Source organism: Stutzerimonas sp. CXK-1, from assembly GCF_057738225.1.
The window spans coordinates 2113454-2139362 of record NZ_CM173217.1 but is presented as its reverse complement, the minus strand read 5'-3'; the positions used below and the strand labels follow the sequence as shown (position 1 = coordinate 2139362).

At 65.8% G+C, this 25909-nt stretch carries 27 protein-coding genes; 21 read left to right on the top strand and 6 right to left on the bottom strand.

Annotated features, from left to right (window positions below; all coding sequences use genetic code 11):
• Nucleotides 1-13: 13 nt before the first annotated feature.
• The 13 genes from tusD to AC0KXH_RS09920 all read left to right on the top strand — a co-directional run bounded on the left by tusD (nucleotide 14) and on the right by AC0KXH_RS09920 (nucleotide 8408).
• The gene (tusD, locus tag AC0KXH_RS09980; protein WP_043220298.1) at nucleotides 14-406 is read left to right on the top strand and encodes a sulfurtransferase complex subunit TusD; all 393 of its coding nucleotides are present in this window, start codon (nucleotides 14-16) and stop codon (nucleotides 404-406) included.
• Nucleotides 406-765 (top strand): sulfurtransferase complex subunit TusC, encoded by a 360-nt coding sequence (gene tusC, locus AC0KXH_RS09975; protein ID WP_312380135.1) that lies wholly within the window; start codon nucleotides 406-408, stop codon nucleotides 763-765. Before tusD ends, tusC begins: the two co-directional genes overlap by 1 nt.
• Nucleotides 765-1067 (top strand): sulfurtransferase complex subunit TusB, encoded by a 303-nt coding sequence (gene tusB / locus AC0KXH_RS09970; RefSeq protein WP_488223334.1) that lies wholly within the window; start codon nucleotides 765-767, stop codon nucleotides 1065-1067. Before tusC ends, tusB begins: the two co-directional genes overlap by 1 nt.
• Nucleotides 1064-1399, top strand: a complete 336-nt coding sequence (locus AC0KXH_RS09965; RefSeq protein WP_043220293.1) for a TusE/DsrC/DsvC family sulfur relay protein — start codon at nucleotides 1064-1066, stop codon at nucleotides 1397-1399. The genes tusB and AC0KXH_RS09965 overlap by 4 nt, the downstream gene beginning before the upstream one ends.
• A complete protein-coding gene (locus tag AC0KXH_RS09960) occupies nucleotides 1396-2370 on the top strand; it encodes a glycosyl transferase family protein (RefSeq protein ID WP_376749993.1) in 975 nt (324 codons plus the stop codon). Before AC0KXH_RS09965 ends, AC0KXH_RS09960 begins: the two co-directional genes overlap by 4 nt.
• 85 nt (nucleotides 2371-2455) lie before the next feature.
• The gene (locus AC0KXH_RS09955; protein WP_061339475.1) at nucleotides 2456-3463 is read left to right on the top strand and encodes a glutathione S-transferase family protein; all 1008 of its coding nucleotides are present in this window, start codon (nucleotides 2456-2458) and stop codon (nucleotides 3461-3463) included.
• Between the two features lie 189 nt (nucleotides 3464-3652).
• Nucleotides 3653-4483 carry a winged helix-turn-helix domain-containing protein gene (locus tag AC0KXH_RS09950; RefSeq protein WP_488223333.1) on the top strand — a complete coding sequence of 277 codons (831 nt, stop codon included), beginning with the start codon at nucleotides 3653-3655 and terminating at the stop codon, nucleotides 4481-4483.
• Nucleotides 4480-4953: a hypothetical protein gene (locus AC0KXH_RS09945; RefSeq protein ID WP_488223332.1), complete on the top strand. Its 474-nt coding sequence runs from the start codon at nucleotides 4480-4482 to the stop codon at nucleotides 4951-4953. The genes AC0KXH_RS09950 and AC0KXH_RS09945 overlap by 4 nt, the downstream gene beginning before the upstream one ends.
• 82 nt (nucleotides 4954-5035) lie before the next feature.
• Nucleotides 5036-5257: a carbon storage regulator gene (locus AC0KXH_RS09940; RefSeq protein ID WP_041105546.1), complete on the top strand. Its 222-nt coding sequence runs from the start codon at nucleotides 5036-5038 to the stop codon at nucleotides 5255-5257.
• A 120-nt stretch (nucleotides 5258-5377) separates the two neighbouring features.
• On the top strand, nucleotides 5378-5833 hold the full coding sequence (locus AC0KXH_RS09935) for a hypothetical protein (protein WP_043220284.1): 456 nt from the start codon (nucleotides 5378-5380) through the stop codon (nucleotides 5831-5833).
• Between the two features lie 132 nt (nucleotides 5834-5965).
• Nucleotides 5966-6736, top strand: coding sequence for an EAL domain-containing protein (locus tag AC0KXH_RS09930; RefSeq protein WP_488223331.1), 771 nt, complete (start codon nucleotides 5966-5968; stop codon nucleotides 6734-6736).
• 154 nt (nucleotides 6737-6890) lie between these two features.
• The gene (locus AC0KXH_RS09925) at nucleotides 6891-7619 is read left to right on the top strand and encodes a hypothetical protein (RefSeq protein WP_488223330.1); all 729 of its coding nucleotides are present in this window, start codon (nucleotides 6891-6893) and stop codon (nucleotides 7617-7619) included.
• A 132-nt stretch (nucleotides 7620-7751) separates the two neighbouring features.
• Nucleotides 7752-8408: a response regulator transcription factor gene (locus AC0KXH_RS09920; protein WP_052813418.1), complete on the top strand. Its 657-nt coding sequence runs from the start codon at nucleotides 7752-7754 to the stop codon at nucleotides 8406-8408.
• Here the strand turns inward: AC0KXH_RS09920 and AC0KXH_RS09915 are convergent.
• Nucleotides 8375-10399, bottom strand: a complete 2025-nt coding sequence (locus AC0KXH_RS09915; RefSeq protein ID WP_488223329.1) for a sensor histidine kinase — start codon at nucleotides 10397-10399, stop codon at nucleotides 8375-8377. The genes AC0KXH_RS09920 and AC0KXH_RS09915 overlap by 34 nt on opposite strands.
• 129 nt (nucleotides 10400-10528) lie before the next feature.
• Here AC0KXH_RS09915 and AC0KXH_RS09910 point away from each other — a divergent pair, with 129 nt between their 5' ends.
• From AC0KXH_RS09910 to AC0KXH_RS09880, 7 genes are all read left to right on the top strand, one after another.
• Entirely contained in the window at nucleotides 10529-10963 is a 435-nt protein-coding gene (locus AC0KXH_RS09910; protein ID WP_041105542.1) for a YqaA family protein, read from the top strand.
• A gap of 60 nt (nucleotides 10964-11023) precedes the next feature.
• Nucleotides 11024-12088 carry an AraC family transcriptional regulator gene (locus AC0KXH_RS09905; RefSeq protein WP_488223328.1) on the top strand — a complete coding sequence of 355 codons (1065 nt, stop codon included), beginning with the start codon at nucleotides 11024-11026 and terminating at the stop codon, nucleotides 12086-12088.
• Between the two features lie 133 nt (nucleotides 12089-12221).
• Nucleotides 12222-12989: an SDR family NAD(P)-dependent oxidoreductase gene (locus tag AC0KXH_RS09900; RefSeq protein ID WP_041105540.1), complete on the top strand. Its 768-nt coding sequence runs from the start codon at nucleotides 12222-12224 to the stop codon at nucleotides 12987-12989.
• An 11-nt stretch (nucleotides 12990-13000) separates the two neighbouring features.
• A complete protein-coding gene (locus AC0KXH_RS09895) occupies nucleotides 13001-14185 on the top strand; it encodes an acetyl-CoA C-acyltransferase (RefSeq protein ID WP_041105539.1) in 1185 nt (394 codons plus the stop codon).
• Between the two features lie 11 nt (nucleotides 14186-14196).
• Complete coding sequence (locus AC0KXH_RS09890) at nucleotides 14197-15336, top strand: acyl-CoA dehydrogenase (protein WP_061339485.1); 1140 nt, start codon at nucleotides 14197-14199, stop codon at nucleotides 15334-15336.
• Between the two features lie 140 nt (nucleotides 15337-15476).
• Nucleotides 15477-17102, top strand: coding sequence for a long-chain fatty acid--CoA ligase (locus tag AC0KXH_RS09885; protein WP_041105537.1), 1626 nt, complete (start codon nucleotides 15477-15479; stop codon nucleotides 17100-17102).
• A 69-nt stretch (nucleotides 17103-17171) separates the two neighbouring features.
• The gene (locus AC0KXH_RS09880) at nucleotides 17172-18278 is read left to right on the top strand and encodes a CaiB/BaiF CoA transferase family protein (protein ID WP_488223327.1); all 1107 of its coding nucleotides are present in this window, start codon (nucleotides 17172-17174) and stop codon (nucleotides 18276-18278) included.
• 948 nt (nucleotides 18279-19226) lie between these two features.
• On the opposite strand, the gene AC0KXH_RS09875 is transcribed toward AC0KXH_RS09880, so the two are convergent.
• Entirely contained in the window at nucleotides 19227-21179 is a 1953-nt protein-coding gene (locus AC0KXH_RS09875; RefSeq protein ID WP_488223326.1) for a DNA topoisomerase III, read from the bottom strand.
• A 207-nt stretch (nucleotides 21180-21386) separates the two neighbouring features.
• On the opposite strand from AC0KXH_RS09875, the gene AC0KXH_RS09870 reads away from it, so the two are divergent.
• On the top strand, nucleotides 21387-21758 hold the full coding sequence (locus AC0KXH_RS09870) for a YgaP family membrane protein (RefSeq protein ID WP_488223325.1): 372 nt from the start codon (nucleotides 21387-21389) through the stop codon (nucleotides 21756-21758).
• Here AC0KXH_RS09870 and AC0KXH_RS09865 read toward each other — a convergent pair whose 3' ends face one another.
• From AC0KXH_RS09865 to AC0KXH_RS09850, 4 genes are all read right to left on the bottom strand, one after another.
• Nucleotides 21759-22910: an acyl-CoA dehydrogenase family protein gene (locus tag AC0KXH_RS09865; RefSeq protein ID WP_061339489.1), complete on the bottom strand. Its 1152-nt coding sequence runs from the start codon at nucleotides 22908-22910 to the stop codon at nucleotides 21759-21761.
• Between the two features lie 64 nt (nucleotides 22911-22974).
• Nucleotides 22975-24066 carry an enoyl-CoA hydratase/isomerase family protein gene (locus AC0KXH_RS09860; protein WP_061337194.1) on the bottom strand — a complete coding sequence of 364 codons (1092 nt, stop codon included), beginning with the start codon at nucleotides 24064-24066 and terminating at the stop codon, nucleotides 22975-22977.
• Complete coding sequence (gene mmsB, locus AC0KXH_RS09855; RefSeq protein ID WP_224109920.1) at nucleotides 24059-24958, bottom strand: 3-hydroxyisobutyrate dehydrogenase; 900 nt, start codon at nucleotides 24956-24958, stop codon at nucleotides 24059-24061. Before mmsB ends, AC0KXH_RS09860 begins: the two co-directional genes overlap by 8 nt.
• Nucleotides 24959-25122: 164 nt before the next feature.
• Nucleotides 25123-25896 carry an enoyl-CoA hydratase gene (locus AC0KXH_RS09850; RefSeq protein ID WP_269262577.1) on the bottom strand — a complete coding sequence of 258 codons (774 nt, stop codon included), beginning with the start codon at nucleotides 25894-25896 and terminating at the stop codon, nucleotides 25123-25125.
• Between the last annotated feature and the right edge of the window lie 13 nt (nucleotides 25897-25909).

Genomic DNA, 25909 nt, shown 5'->3' with positions numbered 1-25909 from the left:
CGATGGATGCGTCATGAAATTCGCAATCGCACTGTTTTCCCCGCCTCATTCGCCGGCCGCGCGCCGTGCCCTGCGGTTTGCCGAGGCGACGCTGGCAGGCGGGCATGAAATCGTGCGGCTGTTCTTCTACCAGGACGGCGTGCATAGCGCATCGGCCAACGTCGTGTTCGCCCAGGACGAGCTCGACGTGGCGGCGGCCTGGAGCCGTTTCGTCACGGACAATCAGCTCGACGGGGTGGTCTGCATTGCGGCCGGCTTGCGCCGCGGTGTGCTGGATGAGCAGGAGGCCGCACGCTACCGGCGTCCGGCTGCGAACCTGAGCGCGGGATGGACGCTGTCCGGCCTCGGCCAGCTCCATGAGGCCGCGCAAGAGGCCGACCGTCTGGTCTGCTTTGGAGGCAATTGATGACGCGTTCGATGTTGATCATCAGCCGGCAGGGCCCCTGGAACGGCCCATCGGCGCGCGAGGCGCTGGACATCGCGCTCGCAGGCGGCGCCTTCGAGCTGCCGCTGGGCTTGCTGTTTCTCGACGACGGCGTGTTCCAACTCGCCGCGGCACAGCAACCGGCCGCCATCGAGCAGAAGAACCTCTCGGCCAACCTTCAGGCCCTGCCGATGTTCGGCGTCGATACCCTCTATGCCTGCGCCCGCAGCCTTGACGAACGTGGCCTCGACGCCGGGTCGCTGGCGCTGCCCGTGGACGTGCTCGGCGAAGACGAGCTGCGCGCGCTTCTCAACCGTTTCGACCATGTGATTACGCTCTGATGGCCAATCTGCACCTGCTGTCCCACTCACCCTTCGATGATGGCCGCTTCGCCAGCTGCCTTCGCCTGCTGGAGCGCTCCGATGCCGTGCTGCTCAGTGGCGACGCGGTTTATGCCCTGCAGCCGGGCAGTGCGCCCCAAGAGGCGCTGGTCGGCCTCGACCCGAGCATTCATGTCTTCGCCCTGGCCGAAGACCATGCGGCGCGCGGCGCGATACCGCTCGCCATGCGTGTTCAGTTGGTCGACTACCCTGAGTTCGTTGAACTCTGCGGTCGCTATGACCGGGTCAATAGCTGGTTATGAGTGACTTGAGCGTACAGGGCCGCGCCATTGCGCTGGACGCCGATGGCTACCTGGTCGACTTGAGCGACTGGAACGAGGCCGTCGCAGAGGCGCTCGCCGAGCGTGAAGGCCTCGCGCTGGAGGAGGCCCACTGGGAAATCCTGCATTTGTTGCGGCGCTTCTACGACCGCTATCAGCTTTCACCCGCGAACCGCCCGCTGGTCAAGTACGTGGCCACCGAACTCGGGCCGCAGAAGGGCAACAGCCTGCATCTGAACCGCCTGTTCAAGGGCACTCCCGCCAAACTGGCCGCGAAGCTCGCGGGCCTGCCGAAGCCGACCAATTGCCTATGACCTCTCCTGTAGAACATCCCTTCGCCGAATTCGTACGCATCCTGGGCAAGGGCAAACGCGGTGCGCGTGGCTTGACGCGCGACGAAGCCCGTGTGGCCATGGGCATGTTGCTCGACGGCGAGGTGGAAGATGTCCAGCTCGGCGCCTTTCTGATGTTGCTCAGGCACAAGGAAGAAAGCGCCGAAGAGCTTGCGGGTTTCACCGAGGCGGTAAGGGCACGCCTGCCGAGCCCGGCCGTCCGCGTCGATCTGGATTGGCCAAGCTATGCCGGCAAGAAGCGCCATCTGCCGTGGTATCTGTTGGCGGCGCGCTGTCTGGCAGGCAATGGCGTGCGCATCCTGTTGCATGGCGGTGGCACGCATACCGCCGGGCGACTGTACACCGAGCAGCTGCTCGATCTGCTGGGAATCGGTCGCTGCGAGAACTGGACGCAGGTACAGGAGACGCTCGATCGGGACAGCCTCGCTTTCATCCCGCTTGGGGCCTGGATGCCCGTCCTGCAGCGCATGATCGATCTGCGCAACGTGCTCGGCTTGCGTTCGCCGATCCATTCGCTGGCGCGCATCCTCAACCCGCTCGAGGCGCGATGCGGGCTGCAGAGCATCTTTCACCCTGGCTATCAGGAGATCCATCGCCAAGCCAGTCGACTGCTCGGCGACACCGCCATCGTGGTCAAGGGCGAGGGCGGCGAGGTGGAGATCAACCCGGACAGCGCTGCGGTGCTCTACGGAACGGCCAATGGCGAAGCCTGGGACGAACCATGGCCGGCGCTTTCCGCGCAGCGTCACGTCAAGCCGGCCGAACTCGATCCGGCGCACCTGCTGGCGGTGTGGCGCGGCGAGCCTGATGCCTATGGCGAGCTCGCCACGACGGCCACCATGGCACTGGCGCTTCGCGGGCTCGGTGCCAGCCGCGACGAGGCCTTCGAACAGGCGCGAGCGTACTGGCAACAGCGTGACCGATCGATCTGATCGATCATAGGCTTCCGCGAATCCGGCCGATCGGCTGAACCATCGCCCCTAGACTGTTTTCCGAAGACAAACGACGGGAGGCAGCATGGGATTACTGATCGACGGGCGCTGGCACGACCGCTGGTACGAGAGCCGAGACGGGCGCTTCGAGCGGGAGCAGGCGAAACGGCGAAGCTGGGTGACGCCCGAGGGCAGGCCGGGCGACGATGGGCGTGGCGGTTTCAAGGCCGAGCCCGGGCGCTACCATCTCTACGTATCGCTGGCCTGTCCCTGGGCGCACCGGACGCTGATCGCACGTGAACTGAAATCGCTGCAGGGGCTGATCGACGTCTCGGTGGTGGGCTGGCTGATGCTGGAAAACGGCTGGACCTTCGAGCCTGCCAGCGGTTCGACCGGCGACCGGCTGGACGGCCTCGAATACCTCTATCAGCGCTATCTGCTCGATGACCCACGCTACAGCGGGCGGGTCACGGTACCGGTACTCTGGGATCGCGAGCGCCGCTGCATCGTCAACAACGAGTCGGCCGAGATTCTGCGTATCTTCAACAGCGCCTTCGATCATCTGACCGGCTCGCAGGTCGATCTCTATCCGGAGCCGCTGCGGGGCGAAATCGACGCGCTCAACGCGCGCGTCTATGCGGCGGTGAACAACGGCGTCTATCGCGCAGGCTTCGCCACCACCGAGGATGCCTACGAAGAGGCCTTCGACGCACTTTTCCAAGAGTTGGACTGGCTGGAACGGCGTCTCGCCCGGCAACGTTACCTGGCGGGCCAATACCTGACCGAGGCCGATATTCGCCTGTTCACCTCACTGATCCGCTTCGATGCCGTCTACTTCGGTCACTTCAAGTGCAACTGGCGACGCATCGAAGATTACCCGGCCCTGTCCAGCTGGCTGCGCGAGGTATACCAGTGGCCCGGGATCGCCGCGACGGTCGATTTCCAGCACATCAAAGGGCATTACTACGGTAGCCATCGGCAGATCAACGGCAACGGGCTCGTGCCGAAGGGGCCATGGCTGGATCTGGATCGCCCGCATGATCGCGAGGCCTTGGCGGGCAAGGGGCTCTGGCTCCGCCAGGAGCGCCGCTAGAGCGGCTCGCGCTGTAAGAAACTGACAGATTTCCGCTGCCAACTCCCTTCTAGAATGAAGGTAGATCAAGGCGACGCGTGGTTGGGAAGGGCCACGCGTCGCGAATGACGCCTACATCACAACAAGAAGGACGGACGGGACTGGCACAGCCCTCCTCATAGGGGACACGGATGTCTGCAGGAAGCCGCTATGAAGAGCCATCATCTGAGAGTCCACAAGGGCGCCGGGCGTGCCGAGTTCCGCCCGGAGCAGAACCTGCTGCTCATTCAAGATGCCAGCGGGAACGAAGAGAGCCTGACGATCAGTTACACCGATAGCCGCGCCCTGGAGCTGCTGCTGTCGATTCCCGGGCAGATCCGCAGCCGAGAAGAAATACTGCGCTACGCCTGGGAACACCGGATCGTCAGTACCGGCAGCCTGAACCAGTGCATCTTCAACCTGCGCAACCTGATTGGCGACGAGAAGCTGCACGAGATCATCCAGACGGTCCCCCGCCGCGGATACCGCTGGAACCCCGATTTCGCCCTCACCGAGCCCAGCGCGCCAGCGACGCCGCTGCCGGCTGAGCCACCGTTGCTCACGACGCCAACCTGCGAAGCCGATGCGGATGCCGATGCCGTTGTCCGGCCAACCGTGAGCGCGGGACAGGGGGCGGGGCTGCTCTGGGTCTGGAATGCCTCGCTCGGCCTGGTGCTGCTCATGTTCTGGCTGTGGCAGCAATACGACTACGCCAACTACACGCCCAGCCTGCTCGCCGGCCCGGTGGCGCTGGATACCCGGGAGCATCTCGGTTATCGGTTCAACATCGTGCGCAACGGCAATCCGGTCGATGAATTGCTGGAAGCTATCGTGGCGCCGGCGTTCGCCGAAGCGAGCGCCGACTACTGGGTCGTGCCGCGCAGCAACGACTTCAGCCTGTCCTGCGTGCCAGCCAGCGGCACTGCGGTCAACGCGATCATTCCGAAGGGCCGTGGCCTCGCTCCGGCCGTGTCGGCATTTCTCCGGCGGTGTTCGGCATGAACGCCGGCAAGCGGCTAGCCGTCGGCCTGTTGGGGCTGCAGCTGGCTTTGCTGCTGGTAAGCGTCGCGCTCGCCCTGTCGTTGCGGCTACCGGGCGGAGAGAGTGGCCGCTACCTGTCCGAGCTCATGGCGTTCTCCAAGAGTGGCGAGCCGCGCGCACGGCTGTTCCGAGAGTGGCGCAAGACCGGCCCGCGCCTGTTCGATGCCTGCCTGGACGAAAGCGGCCAGCCGATCGATACCGTCTCCGGTGCCTTGAAGGTGCGCACCGAGCGCTACATCAGCTACGAAGTCGTCGCGGTCACGCACACCGCGGCCGCGAACCGGTGCTCCTACATGGCCAGCGGCTACTCCGAGGGCTTCGGCCTGTATGAAGGGGAGGTCGTGCAGCTACGCCTGCTCGCGGCGCCGGAAAACCATCTCTGCCTGTACCACTACGAGGGCGATCTGGTGCGCTGCTACAGCAGACGCTAGCCAGAGCGCCGGCTGCCGGACGCCACGATCCGACTATACGAACCATAACGGGCCAAGCGCCCTATACAAAGGAAGCGACAACATGGGTTATCTGACACTTTCCCGCCGTCCGGGCGAAAAACTGCGCCTGACGGTTGCGCCCGGCGCCAACCTCGACGACCTCGTCAGGCATCTGACCACCGATGGTGTGACTATCATGTGTGGCGAGGTGAGCGGTGGCCGGGTCCGTCTTGCCATTCACGCGCCAGCAGAGCTCAAGGTGCTACGTGCCGAACTGGTGGAAGACACATCGACTGAAGTCTGACGGGCTTGCAGGTCACGTTCCGCCCGTTCGCGACTGAACGCCACACCCTGGCTTGGGCACGGCGGCAGGCCCACAGCTATCCTGCCAGTAAGACCCCTGGCCCGAGCGAGGAGCGCTGCCATGAAAATCGAACGCTTCGAGGATCTCATCGACTGGACGCGCGACGCCCATGCGCAACTGGCCCGCTGCATGAGCGCCGGGGCCAGCAAGCAGGCGGAGACGCGCGCGAAGTGGCTGCTGCTCTACCTGGCGGATCACGAAAAGGTCCTGTCGGAAACCATCTCCAAGATCGAAGCGCACGCCGATGGCAAGGCGCTGCACACCTGGATTTACGACTACCTCGTGCGCGAACCCATGCACCTCGGCCAGAAGTGCAAGGCCTATCACCAGATGACGGTCGAAGAGATCTGTGCCGACGTGTTCGAAATGCACAACCGGATTCTCGACCTCTACCGTTCGCTGGCTAGACGCGCGGAGATCGACACGGCCCGTGAGCTGGCCCGCGAGCTGCTCGAACTGGAGCAGCATGAGACGATGCGATTGGCGCAGCAGGTCAATCGCATCCACGAGATGTAACGACGGCTGCCGGCCCCGCCCATCAAGCTCATTTGTTGTCAAAACAACGGGTTCCTCCGACGCGCCCCGTGAACGTCCTGCTTTGCTGAAAGAAACGGACTCACCGCCGATGTCTGGCGGCTCGGAGGGCGCATGGGGATCAGCCAGAATCTTGATCGGCTCGTCGCGTTACATCGCAGCAGGCTGCGGAGCCACGGCGAAACCGAGTTTTTCCGCCAGCAGATCGTCGACCGGCATTTACGACTGCACGGCAGCCATTACTTCAGTTGCTTCGGCAGGTTGGATCAGGCGCTCGCGCCAGACGACCGCCGCGCGATTCTCTGCGCCGAACTGCTCGAGCGCATTCGCCTGATTCCCGCGGCGGCCCGACGCCTGGCATTGCGCGGCGGGCGACCCTGGCCGCTGCGCTGCGTTGTCACGATTGATGAGTCGCTCCTGCTCGAGCATTCGCTGATGGACGATATGGCCTGGACTGCGGCCGAGCTCAAGCCATTCGGCCTGCAGCTGGTGCTGGAACTGAGTGGACGGCTCGAGGCAAGCGGATTGGCCGCTGCCCCGCGAGCCAGCCGGGTGATCTTCGGGCAGCTGTATGGCCTGCTCGATCACGGCGTCGAGCTGATGGCTCGGCTCGCTGCGCAGCAGGGCAGCTTGAGCGCACACGTATTGGCGCTAGGGCTGTGCCGCTATGTAAAGGTCGATCTGCGCCAATGCTGCGTTGAGGCTGCGGCTGGGCAGGGCGAGGTGCTGGACAGGACGCACGAGGCCATGACCGCACTGCTCGAGCGCTACGACGTCTGCTTCATGGCCGACCGGATCGAGTGCCACGCCGACCACCAGCTGGCCCTGCGGCTACCGTTCCACTTGCTCAGCGGTGACTACTATTCGCCGCCTGAGCCCATCTGAATCGTCTGGTACCCAGAGGGCAACCGTAAGGTTCTGTCAGCAATTGCCGCGGCCACCGCCTTAATATCGTGACCGGCGTCACGACACGAATCTGGCGTGCGGGGCGTCAGGCCAAGCCGCGTTGCCGGAAGCGCACCGGCGGTAAGGAGAGGCGATGAACCGCAGGCAGTACGAACGTGCGATCCGTGACATGGTCTGGCTGCCGGTCTTCGACCGGCGCCTGCGACCGATAGGCTACGAAACATCAATGCAGGCCGATTCCGGCCCCACTTGCGCCGCCGCCCAGCATGGCAGGCCGGCCGAGTTGGCTGCGCAGTTTCTATTTCGCCTGCGGCTGCATGCCTTGACCCGTCCTCATGCGGACGGAGGGCCGCAACCCCAGCTGTACCTCAACCTGAGCAAGGCGGTGCTTGGCGAACCCGAAGTGGTAGGGCTGCTGTTCGAGGCAGCCCTGGATCTCCGAGCGTGCGGTTACCGACTCAACGTGGTGGCCACCGCTGCGCCCTACGCAGCGCACGGCGGAGCGCAGCGCTACATCGATGCGCTGATTCGCCTACAACAGGCGAACATCGCCGTCGTCCTGGCCGACCCTGATCTGAGCGGTGTGCCTCCCGAACTCGAACTCGGCCTCTGCCGCGCGGTAAAGCTGAGCATGGCGCATCTGGAGGTCGGGGCAGGCTTTCGCTCGGCATTTCTGCTGAGCCGCTACGAGACCTTGCGTTCCTTGTTGTACGCCATTGTCGAGCGCCATCGGGCCGAGCTCTGGGCCTCGAATGTCGCCACCGCCTGGCAGCAACGAGTGGTCAGCGGCTTGCCTTTTGCCTTGGGCCAGGGCGCCTACTGGGCTGGATCAGGCACCGAGGCGTACCAGGCGGCCGGCTGATCGGCCCACAGCGAAGCCGCTACCCTGGAAAAACCATACGACCAAAGCGACGCGGCGGTGGCCGACTGGCTGCCGGTCGTCACGGCATAATGCGTGGGTCTGGAACGTTGACGGCAATCCCGCGAGGCATGCTTGAACATTCTGCTGGTCGAAGACAGCGCTGAACTGCGCGAAGAAATCTCCGCGTTTCTCAGCCGACGCGGCTGGTCGGTGCTGTGCGCCGGCTCGCTGCAGGAGTTCGAGGCGCTCATGGATCAGGCCGGGCTGGCCATCATCGACATCATGCTGCCCGACGGCAGTGGCTTCGACGCCATCACCCGCTTGCGGCAATCGTCACCCGGCGCCGGCATCATTGCGTTGTCGGCGCGCGGGAGTTCTGACTACGTGGTGCAGGGATTGCACGATGGCGCCGATCACTATCTGGTCAAGCCGGTGAAACTGATCGAACTCGAAGCGGTGATCGTCTCGCTCAGCCGCCGGGTGCCCACCTCGTGGACCTTGCAATCCGGTGCGCGCCAGCTGATTTCGCCGCGCGGCCTGGCACTGCAGCTCAGCCGCAACGAGTTCACCCTCGTGCAGCTACTCGCCGAGCGGCCGGGCGTCCCGGTTTCTCGCCGCGCCATCGTCCAGGCCTATGGCGAGCAGTGGCTGAGCTACGACCAGCGACGCATGGATACGCTGATCAGCCGCCTGCGCAAGCGCTGCCGCGATACGCTGAATGACGACCTGCCGCTGAAGACCGAACACGGCGAGGGCTACAGTTTCACCGCGCCGATCGTTGTGGCGTAGGGCGCATGCGGCAGTGTGAGCGTGACCTGGCAGCCTTCGCCCGGTGCGCTGGCGATGGCAACGCTGCCACTCTGCATCTGCATCATCCGCCTGGCCAGCGACAGGCCTAGCCCGGTACCGCTCTTGTCGCCTGCGGAGCGGCCACGGTAGTTGGGCTCGAACACATGCGGCAGGTCTTCGGCGGCGATGCCCGGGCCGTCGTCGGTGACCTGCAGGCTGACGCCCTCATCGCCGACCCGGCCACTGAGGGTGATCCTGGTCCCGGCCGGCGTGTACTTGACGGCATTGTCGGTGATCGTCCGCAGTATCAGCAGCATCAGTTCGCTGTCGCAGCGCAAGCTTGGCGGCAGGTGGGATTCATCGACACGGATGATGTGCTTCTCGCCGAGCAGTCGTGCGGAGCTGGCGGCATCATGCAGCAACGGCGCGGTAGCCGTTTCGCGCAGGTGCGCCACGTTGCGCAGAAAGCCGAAATGACGCTCGTCGAGCGAGCTGCTGAGCAGCCGGGTCATACGCTCGGTTGCCCGCAGGATCTTGCGGTATCGCTCGAGGGTGGCGGGATCACCTTCATGGTCGAGCTCGAGGTTCTGCGCGGTGGCGTCGATAACGGCCAGCGGAGTACGCAGTTCGTGGGACACGGTGGCGAGGAAGTGCCGTTGCTCCTCCTTGGCGTGCCGCTCGAGCGAAAGCGCAGCCTGCACCTGGGCAACCGTGGCTTCCAGCGCGCGGGTACGCTCGGCAACCTGGCTTTCGAGGTGTTGCTCGTTGCGCTGTGCCAGCGCCAGTGCCTCGGCCTGGGCGGCCTCCTTTTCCCGACGCAGGTTCTCGTGGCTGCGACTGACCGCCGAGCTCATCACCAGCGCGTAGGCGGCCATGGCGAAATATAGGGCGTTGTCGATCAGCAGCCCGGGCTCGAACCAGCCGAGGTTGCGCCCGATCCGCAGTGCCAGGGTCAGCAGGAACAGCGCCTGCACCGCCGCCAACACCCGCGCTCGCTTGAGACCGCTGAGCCCGAGCCAGAAGGCGATCTGGCACAACGCGAATGCGCACAGAAATATCCAGCCCTGATAGATCAGTCGCCATAACGACCAGGGAATCAGCAGGTTCATCGAGGCGAGCAGCGCCGCCAGCAACATCGCCACCAGGCCCCAGCGTGCCAGGCTGGCCAACAGCCGCATCCGCAACAGGCTCAGGTACTGGACCTGGAAGATCGCACCGAGCACCGGCGCCCAGATCCAGGCGAGGGTACTCGGCAGATCCTTTGGCCCAGCCAGCGCACCGAGCAGGTAGTACGGCAGGTAGCCTTCTGCCCCGAGCATGGTGATCAGGTTGGCCAGGGTGAACAGGCTGAACAGCCCGAAGGTCGTGTCTCGGCTGGCGAAATACAGCCAGAGGTTGCTGACGATCAGCAGGACGAAGGTTGCGAAGATCAGCCCATGCAGCAGTTGCAGGCGGATGATCGAGCTGATGAAGCGCTCGGGCGGCCAGAGCACCATCGCGAAACTGATCGGATTGTGGCTCTTGATGCGCAGGTAGAGGGTGGTGCTCCCTTCGGCCGGGAGCTCGAGACGAAACAGCGGATTGCGAAAGTGGATGTCCTGCGCCTCGCTGTTGCGGTGGTCGCCGGCGACGGCCTGGCGAAAGCTGCCATCCGCTCGGCGCTGATACAGCACCACCTCGTCCAGCGTGGAGGACTGCAGGTCCAGCCACCAGATCGGGATGTCGGCGGCGGGCCTGTCGAGCTGCAGGCGCAGCCAGACGGCGCCGCTACGATAGCCAAGCCCGGGGTTGCCTTGCTGCGTCATGAAGCGAGCCGCCATGCCGGGGCGTTCCAGATCTTCCACGCTCAGGCGCTCATCCGGGTCGACGAGCAGCGCCCAGCGGCCACCCAGCGCAACCGGCTCGGTACCCGTTTCATGCCAGCTGGCCTGCGCCAGCCCATGCGCCAGCAACAGGAGCCACAACCACCAGCTCGGAACGACGCGCTTCAATTCTCAGCTCCGATAGTCAAGGTGCCACTATAGCGGCGGCCCGGGTGGCTGCCTATTGGCGGCCTGTCTCGTATCGCTTGGCGCAGGCATACTGGCGGGCTGTGCAACAGTGCGAAGGCAAGCAATCGAGTGGAGCTCACCGGCTACGCAGGACTTTTTCTGGCCGCCTTTGGCGCCGCCACGTTGCTGCCACTGGGCTCGGAAGCGCTGCTTGCGGGGCTGCTCGCCGCGGGCGGCCACTCGACCTGGGCACTGATCGCGTTCGCCAGCCTCGGCAATGTCCTGGGTTCGCTGGTGAACTGGCTGCTGGGCCGCTATCTGGAGCATTTTCGCCACCGCCGCTGGTTTCCGTTCAGCGAACGACAGCTGGACCAGGCGCAGCGCCATTACCATCGCTATGGTCGTTGGACGCTGCTGCTCAGCTGGGCGCCGCTGATCGGCGATCCACTGACGCTGGTGGCCGGGGTGATGCGCGAACCCTGGTGGAGCTTTCTGCTGATCGTCGGGCTGGCCAAGACCCTGCGTTACCTGGTCGTTGCCGGCCTGACGCTGGGCTGGCTATGACTGGCGATGCCTGGCACGGTGGACCATCATGGTGCGCTGTCACGGTCGCTTCAGCCCAGGATGAACCCGTTGCCTGAATCACTCGCCCTTCACGACAGCGCCTCGACCACCGAGCGCGACAGCATTTCCGTGCGCCTGGTCCAGCAGGCTCTGCTCGCCTTTACCGACGTCGACAGGTCGCCTGCGCAACTGCTCGAGTCGCTTGGCCTGTCGTCGGCGTGTCTGGCCGAGCCGGACGGACGCGTGAGCGTGGACTATTACCGGCGCATGTGGCTGGGCCTGGCCGAGCGCTTCGACGACGAGTTCTTTGGCATGGACGCACGGCGCCTGCGTTCGGGCAGTTTCGTCTTTATCAGTCGCTGCTGCATCGCCCAGCCGACGCTGGAAGCGGCGCTGCGCCAGATGCTGCGCTTCTATGGCCTCACGCTCGAGCGCTTTCGCGGGCGCCTGGTGCGCCGCCACAGCCTGGCGGAAATCGTGCTGGAAGAGGGCGCTTGCACGCCCGGTCGCGCCTTTGCCTACTTCACCTTCTGGATGCTCGTGCACGGGTTGGCCTGCTGGCTCGTCGGCCGGCGGATACCCTTGCTGGCGGTGGAGTCGCGCTGCGCCGAGCCGGACTACACCGACGACTATCGGGTGATGTTCTCCGAGAACCTGCGTTTCTCGCAGGTCTCGACCCGCATCATCTTCGCCGCCGAGGTGCTCGACCTGCCGATACGGCGCAGCGAAGAGGAGCTGCGCGCATTTCTTCAGGACGCACCGGCCAATATCCTGGTTCGCTATCGTGACAGCAGCAGCCTGGCCAGCCGCATCAAGCAACTGCTGCGTGAACGGCCTGCCGACCGCTGGCCGGACAGCCAGACGCTCGCCGGTGAACTGTGCATGTCCCCGGCCACGCTGCGTCGCCGGCTGGCCGAGGCCGGACAGCCGTACCAGGGCATCAAGGATGCCGTACGCCGCGAGCTGGCGACGCGCTGGCTGGCCGATGCGGCCCTGAGCTACGCGGAAATCGCCGAGCGCCTCGGCTTCGCCGACGTCAGCTCGTTCTACAAGGCCTTTCGCAAGTGGTCGGGCACCAACCCCGGGCATTACCGCACGTTGATCCTGGGCACCGCCGACGAGTGAGCGGCTGATAGCCAGCGGCCATTGGCCAAAACGCTCAGTACGCTTGAGTGCATCGACCATTGCTGGCGGCGCGCATGGCGACCGAACATGGCTCCGGCTTCGATCCGAAGAACAACAACAGCGGGAGAACGCCATGCAGATTCGAGACAGCGTCTTTCTGATCACCGGCGGTGGTTCAGGTCTGGGCGCCGCCGCCGTACGCGAGCTGGCACAAGCCGGGGCGAAGGTGGTGGTGGTCGATCTCGACGAGGCCGCCGGCAGTGCCTGCGTCGAGCCCCTCGGCGCCGGTGCGATTGCCGTCCAGGCCGACATCCGTGACGAAGCGGCTGCCCGCCGCGCCGTGGCCCAGGCCCGCGAGCGCTTCGGTGCGCTACACGGGCTGGTCAACTGTGCGGGTGTCGCCGGCGGCGAGAAAATCCTCGGTCGTCAGGGGCCGCATGGGCTGGACAGCTTTGGCCGCATCGTCGGCATCAACCTGATCGGTACATTCAACATGCTGCGTCTGGCCGCCGAAGCGATGGCCGACAACCCGCCGAATGCCGAGGGCGAGCGCGGAGTGATCGTCAACACGGCGTCCATTGCCGCCTTCGACGGGCAGATCGGCCAGGCCGCCTATGCCGCCTCCAAGGGTGGCGTGGCCAGCATGACGCTACCGGCGGCGCGTGAACTGGCGCGCTTCGGTATCCGCGTGATGACCGTGGCGCCCGGCGTGTTCGAGACGCCGATGATGGCCGGCATGAGCCAGGAAATCCGTGATTCGCTGGCCGCCGGCGTACCGTTCCCGCCGCGCCTGGGCCGCCCGGCCGAATACGCCGCGTTGGTACGGCATATCTTCGAGAACCCCATGCTCAACGGCGAGGTGATCCGCCTCGACGGTGCGTTGCGCATGGCCGCCAAGTGAAGGAAGCAAGCATGAAACAGGATCCGATCGTCATCGTCAGTTGCGCCCGCACGCCCATGGGCGGCTTCCAGGGCGACCTCAAGAGCCTGACGGCGCCACAATTGGGCGCTGCTGCCATCCGCGCCGCCGTCGAGCGTGCCGGCCTGCCGCCGGAGAACGTCCAGGACGTGCTGATGGGTTGCGTACTGCCGGCCGGGCAGGGCCAGGCACCGGCACGCCAGGCCGCTCTAGGCGCCGGCCTGACCCGCGCCACGACCTGTACCACGGTCAACAAGATGTGCGGCTCGGGCATGCAGACCGCCATCCTCGCCCACGACCAGCTGCTGGCCGGCAGCAGCGACATCGTTGTCGCCGGCGGCATGGAGAGCATGACCAACGCCCCCTATCTGCTGGAGAAGGCCCGAGCCGGCTACCGCATGGGGCACGGCCGGGTGCTCGACCACATGTTCCTCGACGGCCTGGAAGACTCGTTCGACAAGGGCCGGCTGATGGGCAGCTTCGCCGAGGAGTGCGCCGATGCCTTTGGCTTCACCCGTGAGCAGCAGGACGCCTACGCCATCGAATCGCTACGCCGGGCGCAGGCCGCCATTGCCAGCGGCGCGTTCGCCGACGAAATCGTCGCGCTGGACGTGACCGATGGCAAACAGCAGCGCCAGGTGCGCGATGACGAGCAGCCGCCCAAGGCGTCGCTGGACAAGATCCCGCAGCTGCGCCCGGCGTTTCGTGAAGGCGGCACGGTGACCGCGGCCAACTCCAGCTCGATTTCCGACGGCGCCGCCGCGCTGGTGATGATGCGCCGGTCCGAAGCCGAACGCTGGGGCCTGCAGGCGCAGGCGGTTATCCACGGCCACGCGGCCTATGCCGATGCCCCCAGCCGCTTCACCACCGCGCCCATCGGGGCAATCGGCAAGCTCATGGAACGCACCGGCTGGCGCTTGGCCGACGTCGACCTCATCGAGATCAACGAAGCCTTTGCCGTGGTGCCGATGGCGGCGATGCGCGAGCTGGACATCGATCACGCGCGGCTCAACGTCAATGGCGGCGCCTGTGCTCTGGGTCACCCGGTTGGCGCTTCCGGCGCGCGCATTCTCGCGACGCTCATCCATGCGCTACGCGCACGTCAATTGCGCCGCGGCGTGGCAGCCATCTGCATCGGTGGCGGCGAAGCGACGGCGATGGCCATCGAACTGATCTGAGGAGGCGGCCGATGCTACCGAACGAGGATCAACAAGCCATCGCCGCGATGGCGCGGCAGTTCGCCCGCGAGCGGCTCAAGCCCTTCGCCGAGGCCTGGGACCGCGAGCACCGCTACCCGGCCGAGGCGATCGCCGAGATGGCCGGGCTCGGCTTCTTCGGCATGCTGGTACCCGAACAGTGGGGCGGCAGCGATACCGGCTACGTGGCCTATGCCATGGCCCTGGAGGAGATTGCCGCTGGCGACGGCGCCTGCTCGACCATCATGAGCGTGCACAACTCGGTCGGCTGCGTGCCGATCCTGGCATTCGGCAACGAGCAGCAGAAGCGTGACTTCCTCGTGCCCCTGGCGCGCGGCGAGCAGATCGGTGCCTTCGCCCTGACCGAGCCGCAGGCCGGTTCGGATGCCAGCAGCCTGCGCACGCGAGCGGTGCGTGATGGCGACAGCTACGTGCTCAATGGTGCCAAGCAGTTCATCACCTCCGGTCGCCACGCCGGGACGGTGATCGTATTTGCGGTCACCGATCCACAGGCCGGCAAGCGGGGTATCAGTGCCTTCATCGTGCCGACCGACACGCCCGGCTACGAGGTGGTGCGCGTCGAGGAAAAGCTCGGCCAGCATGCCTCGGACACCTGCCAGCTGGCCTTCAACGACCTGCGTGTGCCGATCGCCAACCGCCTCGGCGAGGAGGGCGAGGGGTACCGCATCGCGCTGGCCAACCTCGAGGGCGGCCGTATCGGTATCGCCGCGCAGGCGGTAGGCATGGCGCAGGCGGCGTTCGAGGCGGCGCGCGACTATGCCGGTGAGCGCGAGGCATTCGGCAAGCCGATCCTCGAGCACCAGGCGGTGGCGTTTCGCCTGGCCGACATGGCCACGCAGATCGCCGTTGCGCGGCAGATGGTGCGGCACGCCGCGGCACTGCGCGAAGCCGGCAAGCCGGCGCTGGTGGAAGCCTCGATGGCCAAGCTGTTCGCCTCGGAAATGGCCGAGAAGGTCTGCTCGGCCGCGATCCAGACCCTTGGTGGCTATGGTTACCTGCGCGACTTCCCGGTCGAGCGCATCTACCGCGACGTCCGGGTCTGCCAGATCTACGAGGGCACCAGCGATATCCAGCGGCTGGTGATCGCGCGCAACCTGCAGGAGTTGAAGTAAAACCTCACGCGGCTTGAGCTTTAAGCCATAGCGCGTTGATTGATAAGCCTTTTTTGCCGTGCCAATTGGTTGGCCGGAGTGCTCCGGTCGCCACTCTAAAACAAAAACAAGATGAGGTCGGAAACATGCGAACAGGACTGATGCAGCAAGCCCCGTTGTCCATCACCTCCATCCTCACCCATGCCGCCGCCGCCCACGGCGACCGCGAGATCGTCTCGCGTCAGCTCGACGGCCCACTGTGGCGCTACGACTATGCCGGCCTTGCCGAGCGTGCCGCGCGAGCCGCCAGCATGCTGCGCAGCCTTGGCATCGCGCCGGGGGACGCGGTCTCGTCGCTGGCCTGGAACACTCATCGCCATTACGAACTGTTCTTCGCCGTGCCGGGCATCGGCGCCGTACTGCATACCGCCAACCCGCGGCTGTCCGACGACCAGATCGTCTACACCATCAACCATGCCGGCAGCCAGGTGTTGCTGTTCGACCAGAGCTTCATTCCCTGCGTCGAACGTTTGCGCGATCGGCTGCCGAACATTCGCCATTTCGTCATGCTCGCCGAGGAGGCCGCCCTGGCCGAAGCCGGCGCCGGGGTGCAGGCCTACGAGGCGCTGATCGCCAACGAGGCGCCGGTCGTCTGGCCGCAGTTCGATGAGAATGCCGGCGCCATTCTCTGTTACACCTCCGGTACTACCGGCGACCCCAAGGGCGTGCTCTACAGCCATCGCTCGGTCGTCTTGCACGCGATGGCGGCGGGGTTGTCCGGCGCGTTCGGGCTTTCCGCCTTCGATTGCGTGATGCCCTGTTCCTCGCTCTACCACGGCACCGCCTGGGGGCTGCCGTTTGCTGCGGCGATCAACGGCTGCAAATTCGTCCTGCCGTGCGACAAGATGGACGGCGCGAGCCTGCAGGCGTTGATCAAGGGCGAGGGGGTAACCCTTTCCGGCGGCGTACCGACGATCTGGACCATGTACCTCGACCACCTGGAACGCACCGGCGAGGATGCCGGCAGCCTGGCGCGCCTGGTCATCGGCGGCTCGGCCGTGCCGCGCATGATGGCCGAGACCTTCCAGCGCAAGTACCGCGTCGCCGTCTGCCAACTCTGGGGCATGACCGAGACCAGCCCGCTGGGCGTGGTGGCAACGCCAACGCCGAAGCTCATGGAGCGTGGCCATGCGGCGACCAACGACACCATCTGGAGCCGTCAGGGCCGGCTGCAGTTCGGCATCGAGCTGAGAATCGTCGACGACCAGGGCCGCGAGCTGCCACGCGACGGGCAGAGCTCGGGCAAGCTGTTGGTGCGCGGGCCCTGGACGGTCGAGCGCTACTACCGCAGCGATAGAAGTGCACTGGATGCCGAGGGCTGGTTCGACACCGGCGACATCGCCACCCTCGACGCCGATGGTTTCCTGCGCATCACCGACCGCAGCAAGGACGTGATCAAGTCCGGCGGGGAATGGGTCAGCTCCATCGACATCGAGAACGTCGCGGCCGCCTGTCCCGGTGTAAAGGTGGCCGCCGTCGTCGGCGTGTTCCACCCCAAGTGGGAGGAGCGCCCGCTGCTGGTGATCGAGCCGCACGCCGACGCCGAGGTCAGCGCCGACCAGGTGCTGGCCCATCTGGAGCCGAACCTCGTCAAGTGGTGGATACCTGATGCGGTGGTGTTCGACCGGGTGCCGCTCACGGCCACCGGCAAGATCGACAAGAAGGTGCTACGCGAGCGCTACCGCAACCACCTCGTCGAGAATCAGCGCAACGCGGCGAGCTTCTGAGCCGCCCGCCGCCTGGCTGCTGGTCGGGCGGCGGCGTTCCGCCATGAAGAGCCTAGCTCTGGAGGTCGTGTGAGCGACACGCAGGAATCAGGCCCTGGCCCGCTTGCCGGGCTGCGCGTGCTGGAGTTCGCCGGCATCGGCCCGGGGCCGCACTGCGCCATGCTGCTGGCCGATCTGGGGGCCGATGTCATTCGCGTTCAGCGTGAGGGCGGAACGGGCTGGTCGAACCCGGTGGTGGACCGCGGCCGGCGCGTCGTAACGCTCGATATCCGCAGTGCAGCCGGGCGCGAGCGCTGCCTGAACCTCGCTGACCAGGCGGATTTACTGATCGAGGGCTTTCGTCCCGGGGTGATGGAACGCCTGGGGCTCGGGCCCGAACCGCTCCTGCAGCGTAACGCCAGGCTGATCTACGGACGCATGACCGGCTGGGGGCAAAGCGGGCCACTGGCCGGTGCGGCGGGCCACGACATCAATTACATCGCGCTGACCGGCGCGCTGGCGGCGATTCGCGGCGCCGAGGGAACCGCGATCCCGCCGCTGAATCTGGTCGGTGATTTTGGCGGAGGCTCGATGTTCCTGGCCGTCGGTATCCTCGCCGCGCTGTTCGAGCGTGAGCGATCAGGCAAGGGCCAGGTCGTCGATGCGGCCATCGTCGATGGCGTCTCGTCGTTGATGAGTTTCTTCTCGGGCCTTCTGGCCACTGGCCGGCTGTCGATGGAGCGTGCGGCCAACCCGCTGGCCGGCGCGGCACCCAACTACCGCTGCTATCGCTGCGCCGACGGCCGCGAAATCGCCATCGGCGCGCTGGAGCCCAAATTCTGGGATCTATTGTGCGAGCGTATCGATGCGCCGGAATCGCTGCGCCGTGTCGGCCGCGATCCCGCCGCGTGGGCCGAGCAGGGCGCCGAACTTCAGGCGCTGTTCGCCAGCCGCAGCCGTGATCAGTGGTGTGCGCTGCTGGAGGGGACCGATGCCTGCTTTGCACCGGTGCTCGAATTGCACGAGGCGCCGGAGCACCCGCACCTCAAGGCACGCGGCGTCTATCGCAACCAGGAGGGTGGCCTGCAGGTGGCGCCGGCACCACGCTTCTCACGCACGCCTGGTCAAGCCCGGGTTTCGGTCGAGCTGTCGGCGAGCGAGATCGACTGGCACCCGCGGGTAACCACCTCGCGGTAGGCTTGCCGAGTGTTACCGCGGCCGGCCGGGCGTAACGCCTGCTGGGCAGGGCGGTAACGAAATTCCCGTTCCGGCGGCCTTTGAAAATTTCATCCGTTTCATAAGTCATTGATATAAAAGGCTTTCGTAAAGTTGGCACGACTGATGCTCTATTACTGGCACAACAAAAACAAAAAACCAGAAGCACCCATAACAAGAACAAAACGAAGCGGCTCCTGAATAACAAGAACAACAGGATGGGGACGTAGCAAACTGATTCTTTTGGAGAGGAGTTGCCCAGAGGTTTCTCTCGACCGGAGCGAGAACAACAAAACTGCCATGCAAGGCAGCACCAGAACCGGTTGGCCCGCGAGGGCAGGCAGCATCAGCGACCAAAATAATCCGTTTGTTCCTCGGTTCCATTTGGAACCATGGGCCCTGAGGCCCGGCCGGGCTGCAAACAAGAACAACAAGCCCGTCAGCAGAAGAAGAACAAAGCACGATCCCTTCAAGGGGAAGCCTCACGGCTTCCCCTTTTGCTTTTCTGCGGTCTGCCATTTTGGTGTGCGCGCACCGGGTTGCCGACAAGGCCGGCCACGCTCCCGGCTGCGCGGCCCGTGGGCACGGAGCAGTCTTGTCGGCGTCATCGCTTGGCTCGGGATTGGCGGAGCAGTGGCGTTGCGCCGCATCTCGCGCACGCGTGTACGCGCGTGGAAAAAGCCCCGTGGTCGCTTTCCACCCTACGGCGCGGAGCGGGATCCGGCAGCGATAGGGATGGCCACTCTCACGAGTTCAGCGCGGGGTGCAACAGGGGGCGATGGTGGAAAAGGATCCCGTAGCGCCAGCCGGCGCCGATCCGTAGGGTGGGCAGCGGTGCAGCCTTGCCCACCGCAGGCCCTGCCGGCCAAACCATTGTTCCGTTCCCCTACCGCCCACGCGCTCGAGTAGCAGGCGCGTTATGCGCACCCCTCACTTCGGTGCGGCGCGCTTCCTGCCCTTGGCACCCGTTGCCTTCGTGGAGGTACCCGGCTTGCCGTAGCGCGGGCGCTTGCCGCCCTTGCGCCTGGCGGGCGTGCCGATGGCGGGGCCGCTGATGCTCAGCTGCAGCCCTGCGCAGCGTTCCACCAGCTTGCTCATCCAGGCGGACTGCTTTGCAACGAATTCGTCCAGCGGCATTTCACCGGCCTGGACCATGTCCAGTGCCTGCTCCCAGATCGCTGTGGTGCCGGGATCGGCGATCGGCCGGGGCACGGCGTCGATCAGGCTGAACGCGGCAGGTGTAGCCGCCAGAGCCTTGCCTTGGCGGGTCAGATAGCCGCGCTCGAGCAGGCCCTGAATGATCCCGGCGCGCGTCGCTTCGGTGCCGATGCCGGTCGTGTCCTTGAGTTTCTGCTTGAGGCGCGGATCTTCGACCAGGCGGGCGACGTTCTTCATCGCCTGGATCAGGTCGCCCTCGGTGTAAGGCTTGGGCGGCTGGGTGAACTGATCCTTGAGGGCTACCGCGGGCACGTTGCAGGTCTGCCCGCGGACGAGCCTCGGCAGCACCTGGGCAGTAGGCGCCGGGCGCGGGCCGGACGCGGCCAACGCCTCAGGCAGCGCGCGTTTCCAGCCCGGCTCGATCACCTGCTTGCCTACCGCCCGCAGCGCGTGGCCGGCGCAGTCCAGCTCGGCCTGGGTCCGGTCGTACTCGTGCGGCGGCAGGAACTGCGCCAGGTAGCGTGCGCGGATCAACGTATAGACGGCACGCTGCTTGCCGCTCAGGCGGGCCAGGGCCCCGGCCGCTGCGGTGGGAATGATGCCGTGGTGCGCGCCTACCTTGGTATCGTTCCAGGCGCGCGACTTGCGGCTGGGCAGCAGGTGCGGGCGCAAGGCGGCGAGCACCGGGTCCGCCTGTTCCAGTGCGGCAAGGATGGTGGGCGCTTCGCCATGCTGGCTGAGTGGCAGATAGCCACAGTCGCTGCGTGGATAGGTAATGAGCTTGTACGTTTCGTAAAGCGCCTGGGCGATATCGAGGGTTTCCTGCGCGCCCAGCCCGAGCTTCTTCGAACAAACCGATTGCAGCGTGCCCAGGTCGAAGGGCAGCGGTGCGGCCTCGCGCTGGCGTTCGGTCTTGATCTCCCTGACCTGTGCCAGAGCCGCCAAGCGCATGGCTTCGGCAGCCTCTGCGGCGAGCGCCTGGTTCAGACAGCGGCCCTGATCGTCGCAGTCTGCTTCGGGTGCGATCCAGTCGGCCTTGAAGGTTTCGCCGTCGGCTTGCAGCGTCGCCTCGATTCCCCAGAACGGCATCGGCACGAACGCGGCGATGGCGCGGTCACGATCGACCACCAGGCGCAGCGTGGGCGTTTGCACACGGCCAACCGTGAGCACGCCCTGGTAGCCGCTGCGGCGGCCGAGCAGGGTGAACAGCCGGCTCATGTTCATGCCGATCAGCCAGTCGGCGCGCGAGCGTCCCAACGCGGCCTGATACAGGTTGAAGGTTTCGGCGCCGGGCTTCAGTGCGGCCAATGCCTTGCGGATCGAGGCTTCATCGAGCGCCGACAGCCACAGACGCTGAATCGGCCCGCGGTAGCGGCAGTGCTCGACCAGCTCACGGGCAATCATTTCGCCTTCGCGGTCGGCATCGGTGGCGATCACCAGTTCGGCACATTCGCCGAGCAGGCGCTTCACCGCCTTGTACTGGCTTGCCGTCTTGCCCTTGATCTGCAGCTTCCAGCGCTGCGGCACGATTGGCAGGTCGGCCAGTGCCCAGCGTTTGTAGCGGCCGTCATAGGCGTCCGGCGGCGCCGTTTCGAGCAAGTGGCCGATGCACCAGGTCACGGTGACGTCACTACCGATCCAACAGCCCTCACCGCGGCGCCGCGCGCCGAGCACCTGGGCGATGTCCTTGGCCTGGGAGGGCTTTTCGCAGAGAAACAGACGCATGCTTGGCGGGCCGCAGGGATGACTGGCACAGCATGGCGGGCCCGTCGTGATCAGGCAATGTTTTTATGTATGGATATACAGCTTTTGCAGGGGCCGTTACCCGCCGACGAAAGCCTGGGGCGCAGAAGTCGCGTCGTCGGCTGGACCGGAACGGCTTGGGGTTCACGCAGTCAGCTATAAGGACCGAAAACACACGAGGTGACCACCATGAACCGCCTGTACGACAAGAACGCACCGCAAAACGTCCACGGCTGGGAGCGTACCGCTTCGGTAGCCGGCGGTGTGATGCTGCTGGCCAAGGGCCTGCGCCGCGGCGGCCTGTTCGGCCTGGTGGAGCTGGCCCTGGGTGGCATGGCGCTGGCTCGCGGCGTAACCGGGCGTTGCGAGGCCAAGCGCATGTTGACCGAGCATGAGGCCTGTGGCGCTCGGCATGACCACAAGGGCCATTTTCCGCCGGAGCGCTACGCCCACATGCCGCTGGATTCGGAAGTGCACAGCCCGGATTTCCAGGACCCCGACGTGCAAATCCCCGACGCTACGCCGATGGGCCACGAGTCGCGCCGCGGCCCGGCGGTGTAACTACAGCGAATAGCTGGCCAGCTCGCGGGCGATCAGCAGGCGCTGGATCTCGCTGGAGCCCTCGTAGATCTGCGTGATGCGGGCGTCGCGGTAGTAGCGCTCGACCGGGTAGTCCTCCAGGTAGCCGTAGCCGCCATGGATCTGGATCGCCTGCGAGCAGACCTTCTCGGCCATCTCCGAAGCAAACAGCTTGGCCTGTGAGGCTTCGGAGAGGCAGGGCAGCCCCGCCGACTTGAGCCGCGCTGCATGCAGAATGAGCAGGCGCGCGGCGTTGAGCTGTGTCTGCATGTCGGCGAGCAGATTGGCGATGCTCTGGTGCTCGGCGATCGGCTTGCCGAACTGTACCCGGTCACGGGCATAGCGCAGGGCTGCTTCGAACGCCGCGCGGGCGATACCCAGTGCCTGCGCGCCGATGCCGATACGCCCGCCCTCGAGGTTCGACAGGGCGATGGCCAGGCCCTTGCCGCGCTCGCCCAGCAGGTTCGCTTCGGGCACCCGGCAGTCGGTCAGCGCCAGGGCACAGGTGTCGGAGGCACGAATACCCATCTTGTGCTCGCTGCGTTCGACCACGAAGCCGGGCGTGTCGGTCGGCACCAGGAAGGCCGAAAGGCCCTTCTTGCCAAGGTCCGGATCGGTCACCGCGAACACGATCGCCAGCTTCGCGCGCTTGGCGTTGCTGCAGAACTGCTTGGCGCCGTTGAGCACCCAGTGGCTGTCCACCCGTTCGGCGCGGGTGCGCAGGTTGTGCGCTTCGGAGCCGGCCTGGGGTTCGGTCAGGGCAAAGCAGCCGATAGCGCGCCCGCTGGCCAGCTCGGCGAGCCACTCGTCCTTTTGCGCCTGGGAACCGTACTTGAGTACCGGGCCGCAACCCACGGAATTGTGGATGCTCATCAACGCGCCCACGGCACCATCGCCGGCGGAGATTTCCTCCACCGCCAGCGCATAGGCGACGTAGTCGACGTAGCTGCCGCCCCATTGTTCCGGGACGACCATGCCCAACAGGCCGAGCTCGCCCATCTGGGCGACCAGTGCGTCGTCGATCCAGCCGGCCTTTTCCCACGCCTGGGCGTGGGGAGCGATCTCGCGACGGGCGAAGTCGCGGGCCATGTCGCGGATCATGCGCTGGTCTTCGGTGAGTTCGAGGTCGTTCATCGCATGGTTCTCTTTATCGTTGTTCAGGCCGGGGCGGGCGGTCGATAACCGCCGCCCGCCGGCGTCAGGCCGTGGCGGTTCGCCGCGAGCGGGTGGCCGGCTTGAAGTCGGCGAAGAAGCTCTGAACCTGCTCGGCGGTGACTTCGGACAGTTGCGGCGGGTTCCAGCGTGGGCTCTTGTCCTTGTCGATGATCAGCGCGCGCACGCCTTCCATGATGTCGCCGCGGGCGAACCATTGCCGATCCAGATGCAGCTCCAGCGCAAAGCAGTCGGCCAGCGCCAGTTCGCGGCCGCGCCTGAGCATGGCGAGGGTGACGCTCATGGCCAGCGGCGAGCGGCTGTCGAGCACCTTGACGGTCTCCCGTGCCCAGTCCTCGAACTCGGGCCGCCGCTCGGCGGCCAGCGATGCGCGAATCGCCTGAACGTCGGCGTGCGCGAAGTGCTCGTCGATCGCCTGGCGCACCGCCTTGAGCTCGGAGCCCGGCAGATCTCGGGTGGCCAGCGACCCGACCAGGGTCTGGAGCGCTTCGCGGGGATGCACTGACCAGCTCATGCGGTCCAGGCAGCGGTCGAGTTCGGCGATCTGCTCATGGCTGATGCACCAGTCGGCCAGCCCCGTGTAGAGCGCATCGGCCGCGCGAATCGGCAGGCCGGTCACACCCATGTAGGTGCCCAGCTCGCCGGGCAGACGCGAGAGGAAATAGCTGCCGCCGACGTCAGGGAAGTAGCCGATGCCGACCTCGGGCATGCCCATGCGCGCACGCTCGCTGATCACCCGCAGCGCCGCACCCTGGACCAGGCCCATGCCGCCACCGAGAACGAAGCCGTCCATCAGCGCCAGCAGGGGCTTGGGATAGGCATGGATGTACTGATCGAGCGCATATTCCTCCTCGAAAAAGGTCTCGTGCTCGGTATCGCCACGCTTGAAGCTGTCGTACAGCGAGCGGATGTCACCGCCGGCGCAGAACGCCTTCTCGCCGTTGGCGCGCAGCACGACGGCGTGAATCGACGGGTCGGCGGCCCAGGCGCGCAACTGCTCATCGAGCAGGCGCACCATCTCCAGATTGACGGCGTTGAGCCCGGCGGGGCGGTTCAGCGTGAGGTGGCCGACGTGGTTGCGTACGGCTGCCAGCACGGGGCGTTCGGCTTCACTCATGGGGAGAATCCTTGCGGTACTGATTGATGATCGCGGAAAAATCCAGCGCGCCGTGCCCCCCGGCGCTGAAGGCCTGGTACAGCTGCTGCGCGACCGCGCCGAGCACGACCGGCTGGCGCGCCAGGCGTGCGGCCTCGGTGGCCAGGCCCAGGTCCTTGAGCATCAGGTCGGTGCCGAAGCCGCCGCTGTAGCCGCGCGAAGCGGGCGCGTTGTCCAGCACGCCGGGAAAGGGGTTGTAGGTGTCCGAACTCCAGCAGCGGCCGCTGGAGGTATTGATGACGCCGGCCAGGGTCTTGGCGTCCATGCCCAGCGCGACGCCCAGTGCCATCGCCTCGGCGACGCCGATCATGGAGATGCCCAACAGCATGTTGTTGGCGACCTTGGCCACCTGGCCGTTGCCGGTATCGCCGCAATGGATGATGTTCTTGCCCATCGCCTCGAGGATCGGCCGTGCGCGCTCGAAGTGCTCACGGCTGCCACCGACCATGAACGTCAGGGTGCCTGCTGCGGCGCCGCCCGTGCCACCGGAGACCGGTGCATCGAGCATCGGGTTGCCGTGCTGTGCGGCCACGGCGGCGACGTCACGCGCGCTGTGCGGGTCGATGGTCGAGCTGTCGATCAGCAATACGCCGGGGCGCACGTTCTGGATCAGCCCGTCGTCGCCCAAATAGACGCTGCGCACATGGGGCGCGGCGGGCAGCATGGTGATGATGACATCGGCGTTGCCGCGCGCGATGGCGGTCGGCGACTCGGCCGGCAGTGCGCCGGCTTGCACCAGCGCCTCCATCACCTGGGTATTCAGATCGAACACGCTGAGCGTGTAGCCAGCCTTGAGCAGGTTGCGCGCCATTGGCGCGCCCATGTTGCCTAATCCAATGAATCCGATATGCATGGCTCGTTCCTTTTGCAGCCCATCCGAAAGCTACCGCGCCAGGCGCTGCGACGTTGAAATCCCCTCGAAAGCTCATTCACGACTTGTAAACTCCGCTTCCTCGGGCGATTTCGCCTGGCATAGCCGTCGCTCGCGACGCTTTCGAACGGCCGGTTGAATGTGGCTCAGCGGTTCTTGAAGTCCGGCTTGCGCTTTTCGGCGAACGCCGCCATGCCTTCCTTCTGGTCGGCCGTGGCGAACACCGCATGGAATACGCGACGCTCGAAGCGAATACCTTCGGCCAGCGTGGTCTCGAAGGCGCGGTTGACGCTTTCCTTGACCATCATGGTGGCCGGCAGCGATTTCTCGGCGATCACCCGGGCGGCCTTCAGGGTTTCCTCCAGCAGGCTGTCCTGCGGGAAGATCCGCGCCACCAGGCCGGCGCGCTCGGCTTCTTCGGCGTCCATCTGACGCCCGGTCAGGCACAGGTCCATGGCCTTGGCCTTGCCCACGGCGCGGGTCAGTCGTTGAGTGCCGCCGATGCCCGGCAGCACGCCGAGGTTGATCTCCGGCTGGCCGAAGCGGGCGTTGTCGGCGGCGAAGATCATGTCGCACAAGAGCGCCAGCTCGCAGCCGCCACCCAGTGCATAGCCGGCCACCGCGGCGATCAGCGGTTTGCGCCGGTTGGCGATGCGATCGGCTTCGGCGAAGAAATCGTCGAGGTAGATCTGCGGGTAGCTGAGCTCGGCCATTTCCTTGATGTCGGCACCGGCGGCGAAGGCCTTGGCCGAGCCGGTCAGCACGATGCAGCCGACCTCAGGATTGGCTTCGAGCTGGCCGAGCGCGCTGTTCAGCTCTCTGATCAGCTGGCTGTTCAGGGCATTGAGTGCCTGCGGGCGGTTCAGGGTGATCAGCGCAACGCGGTCCTGGATGTCGACGAGCAGGGTTTCGAATGTCATGGGGCTTCCTTCG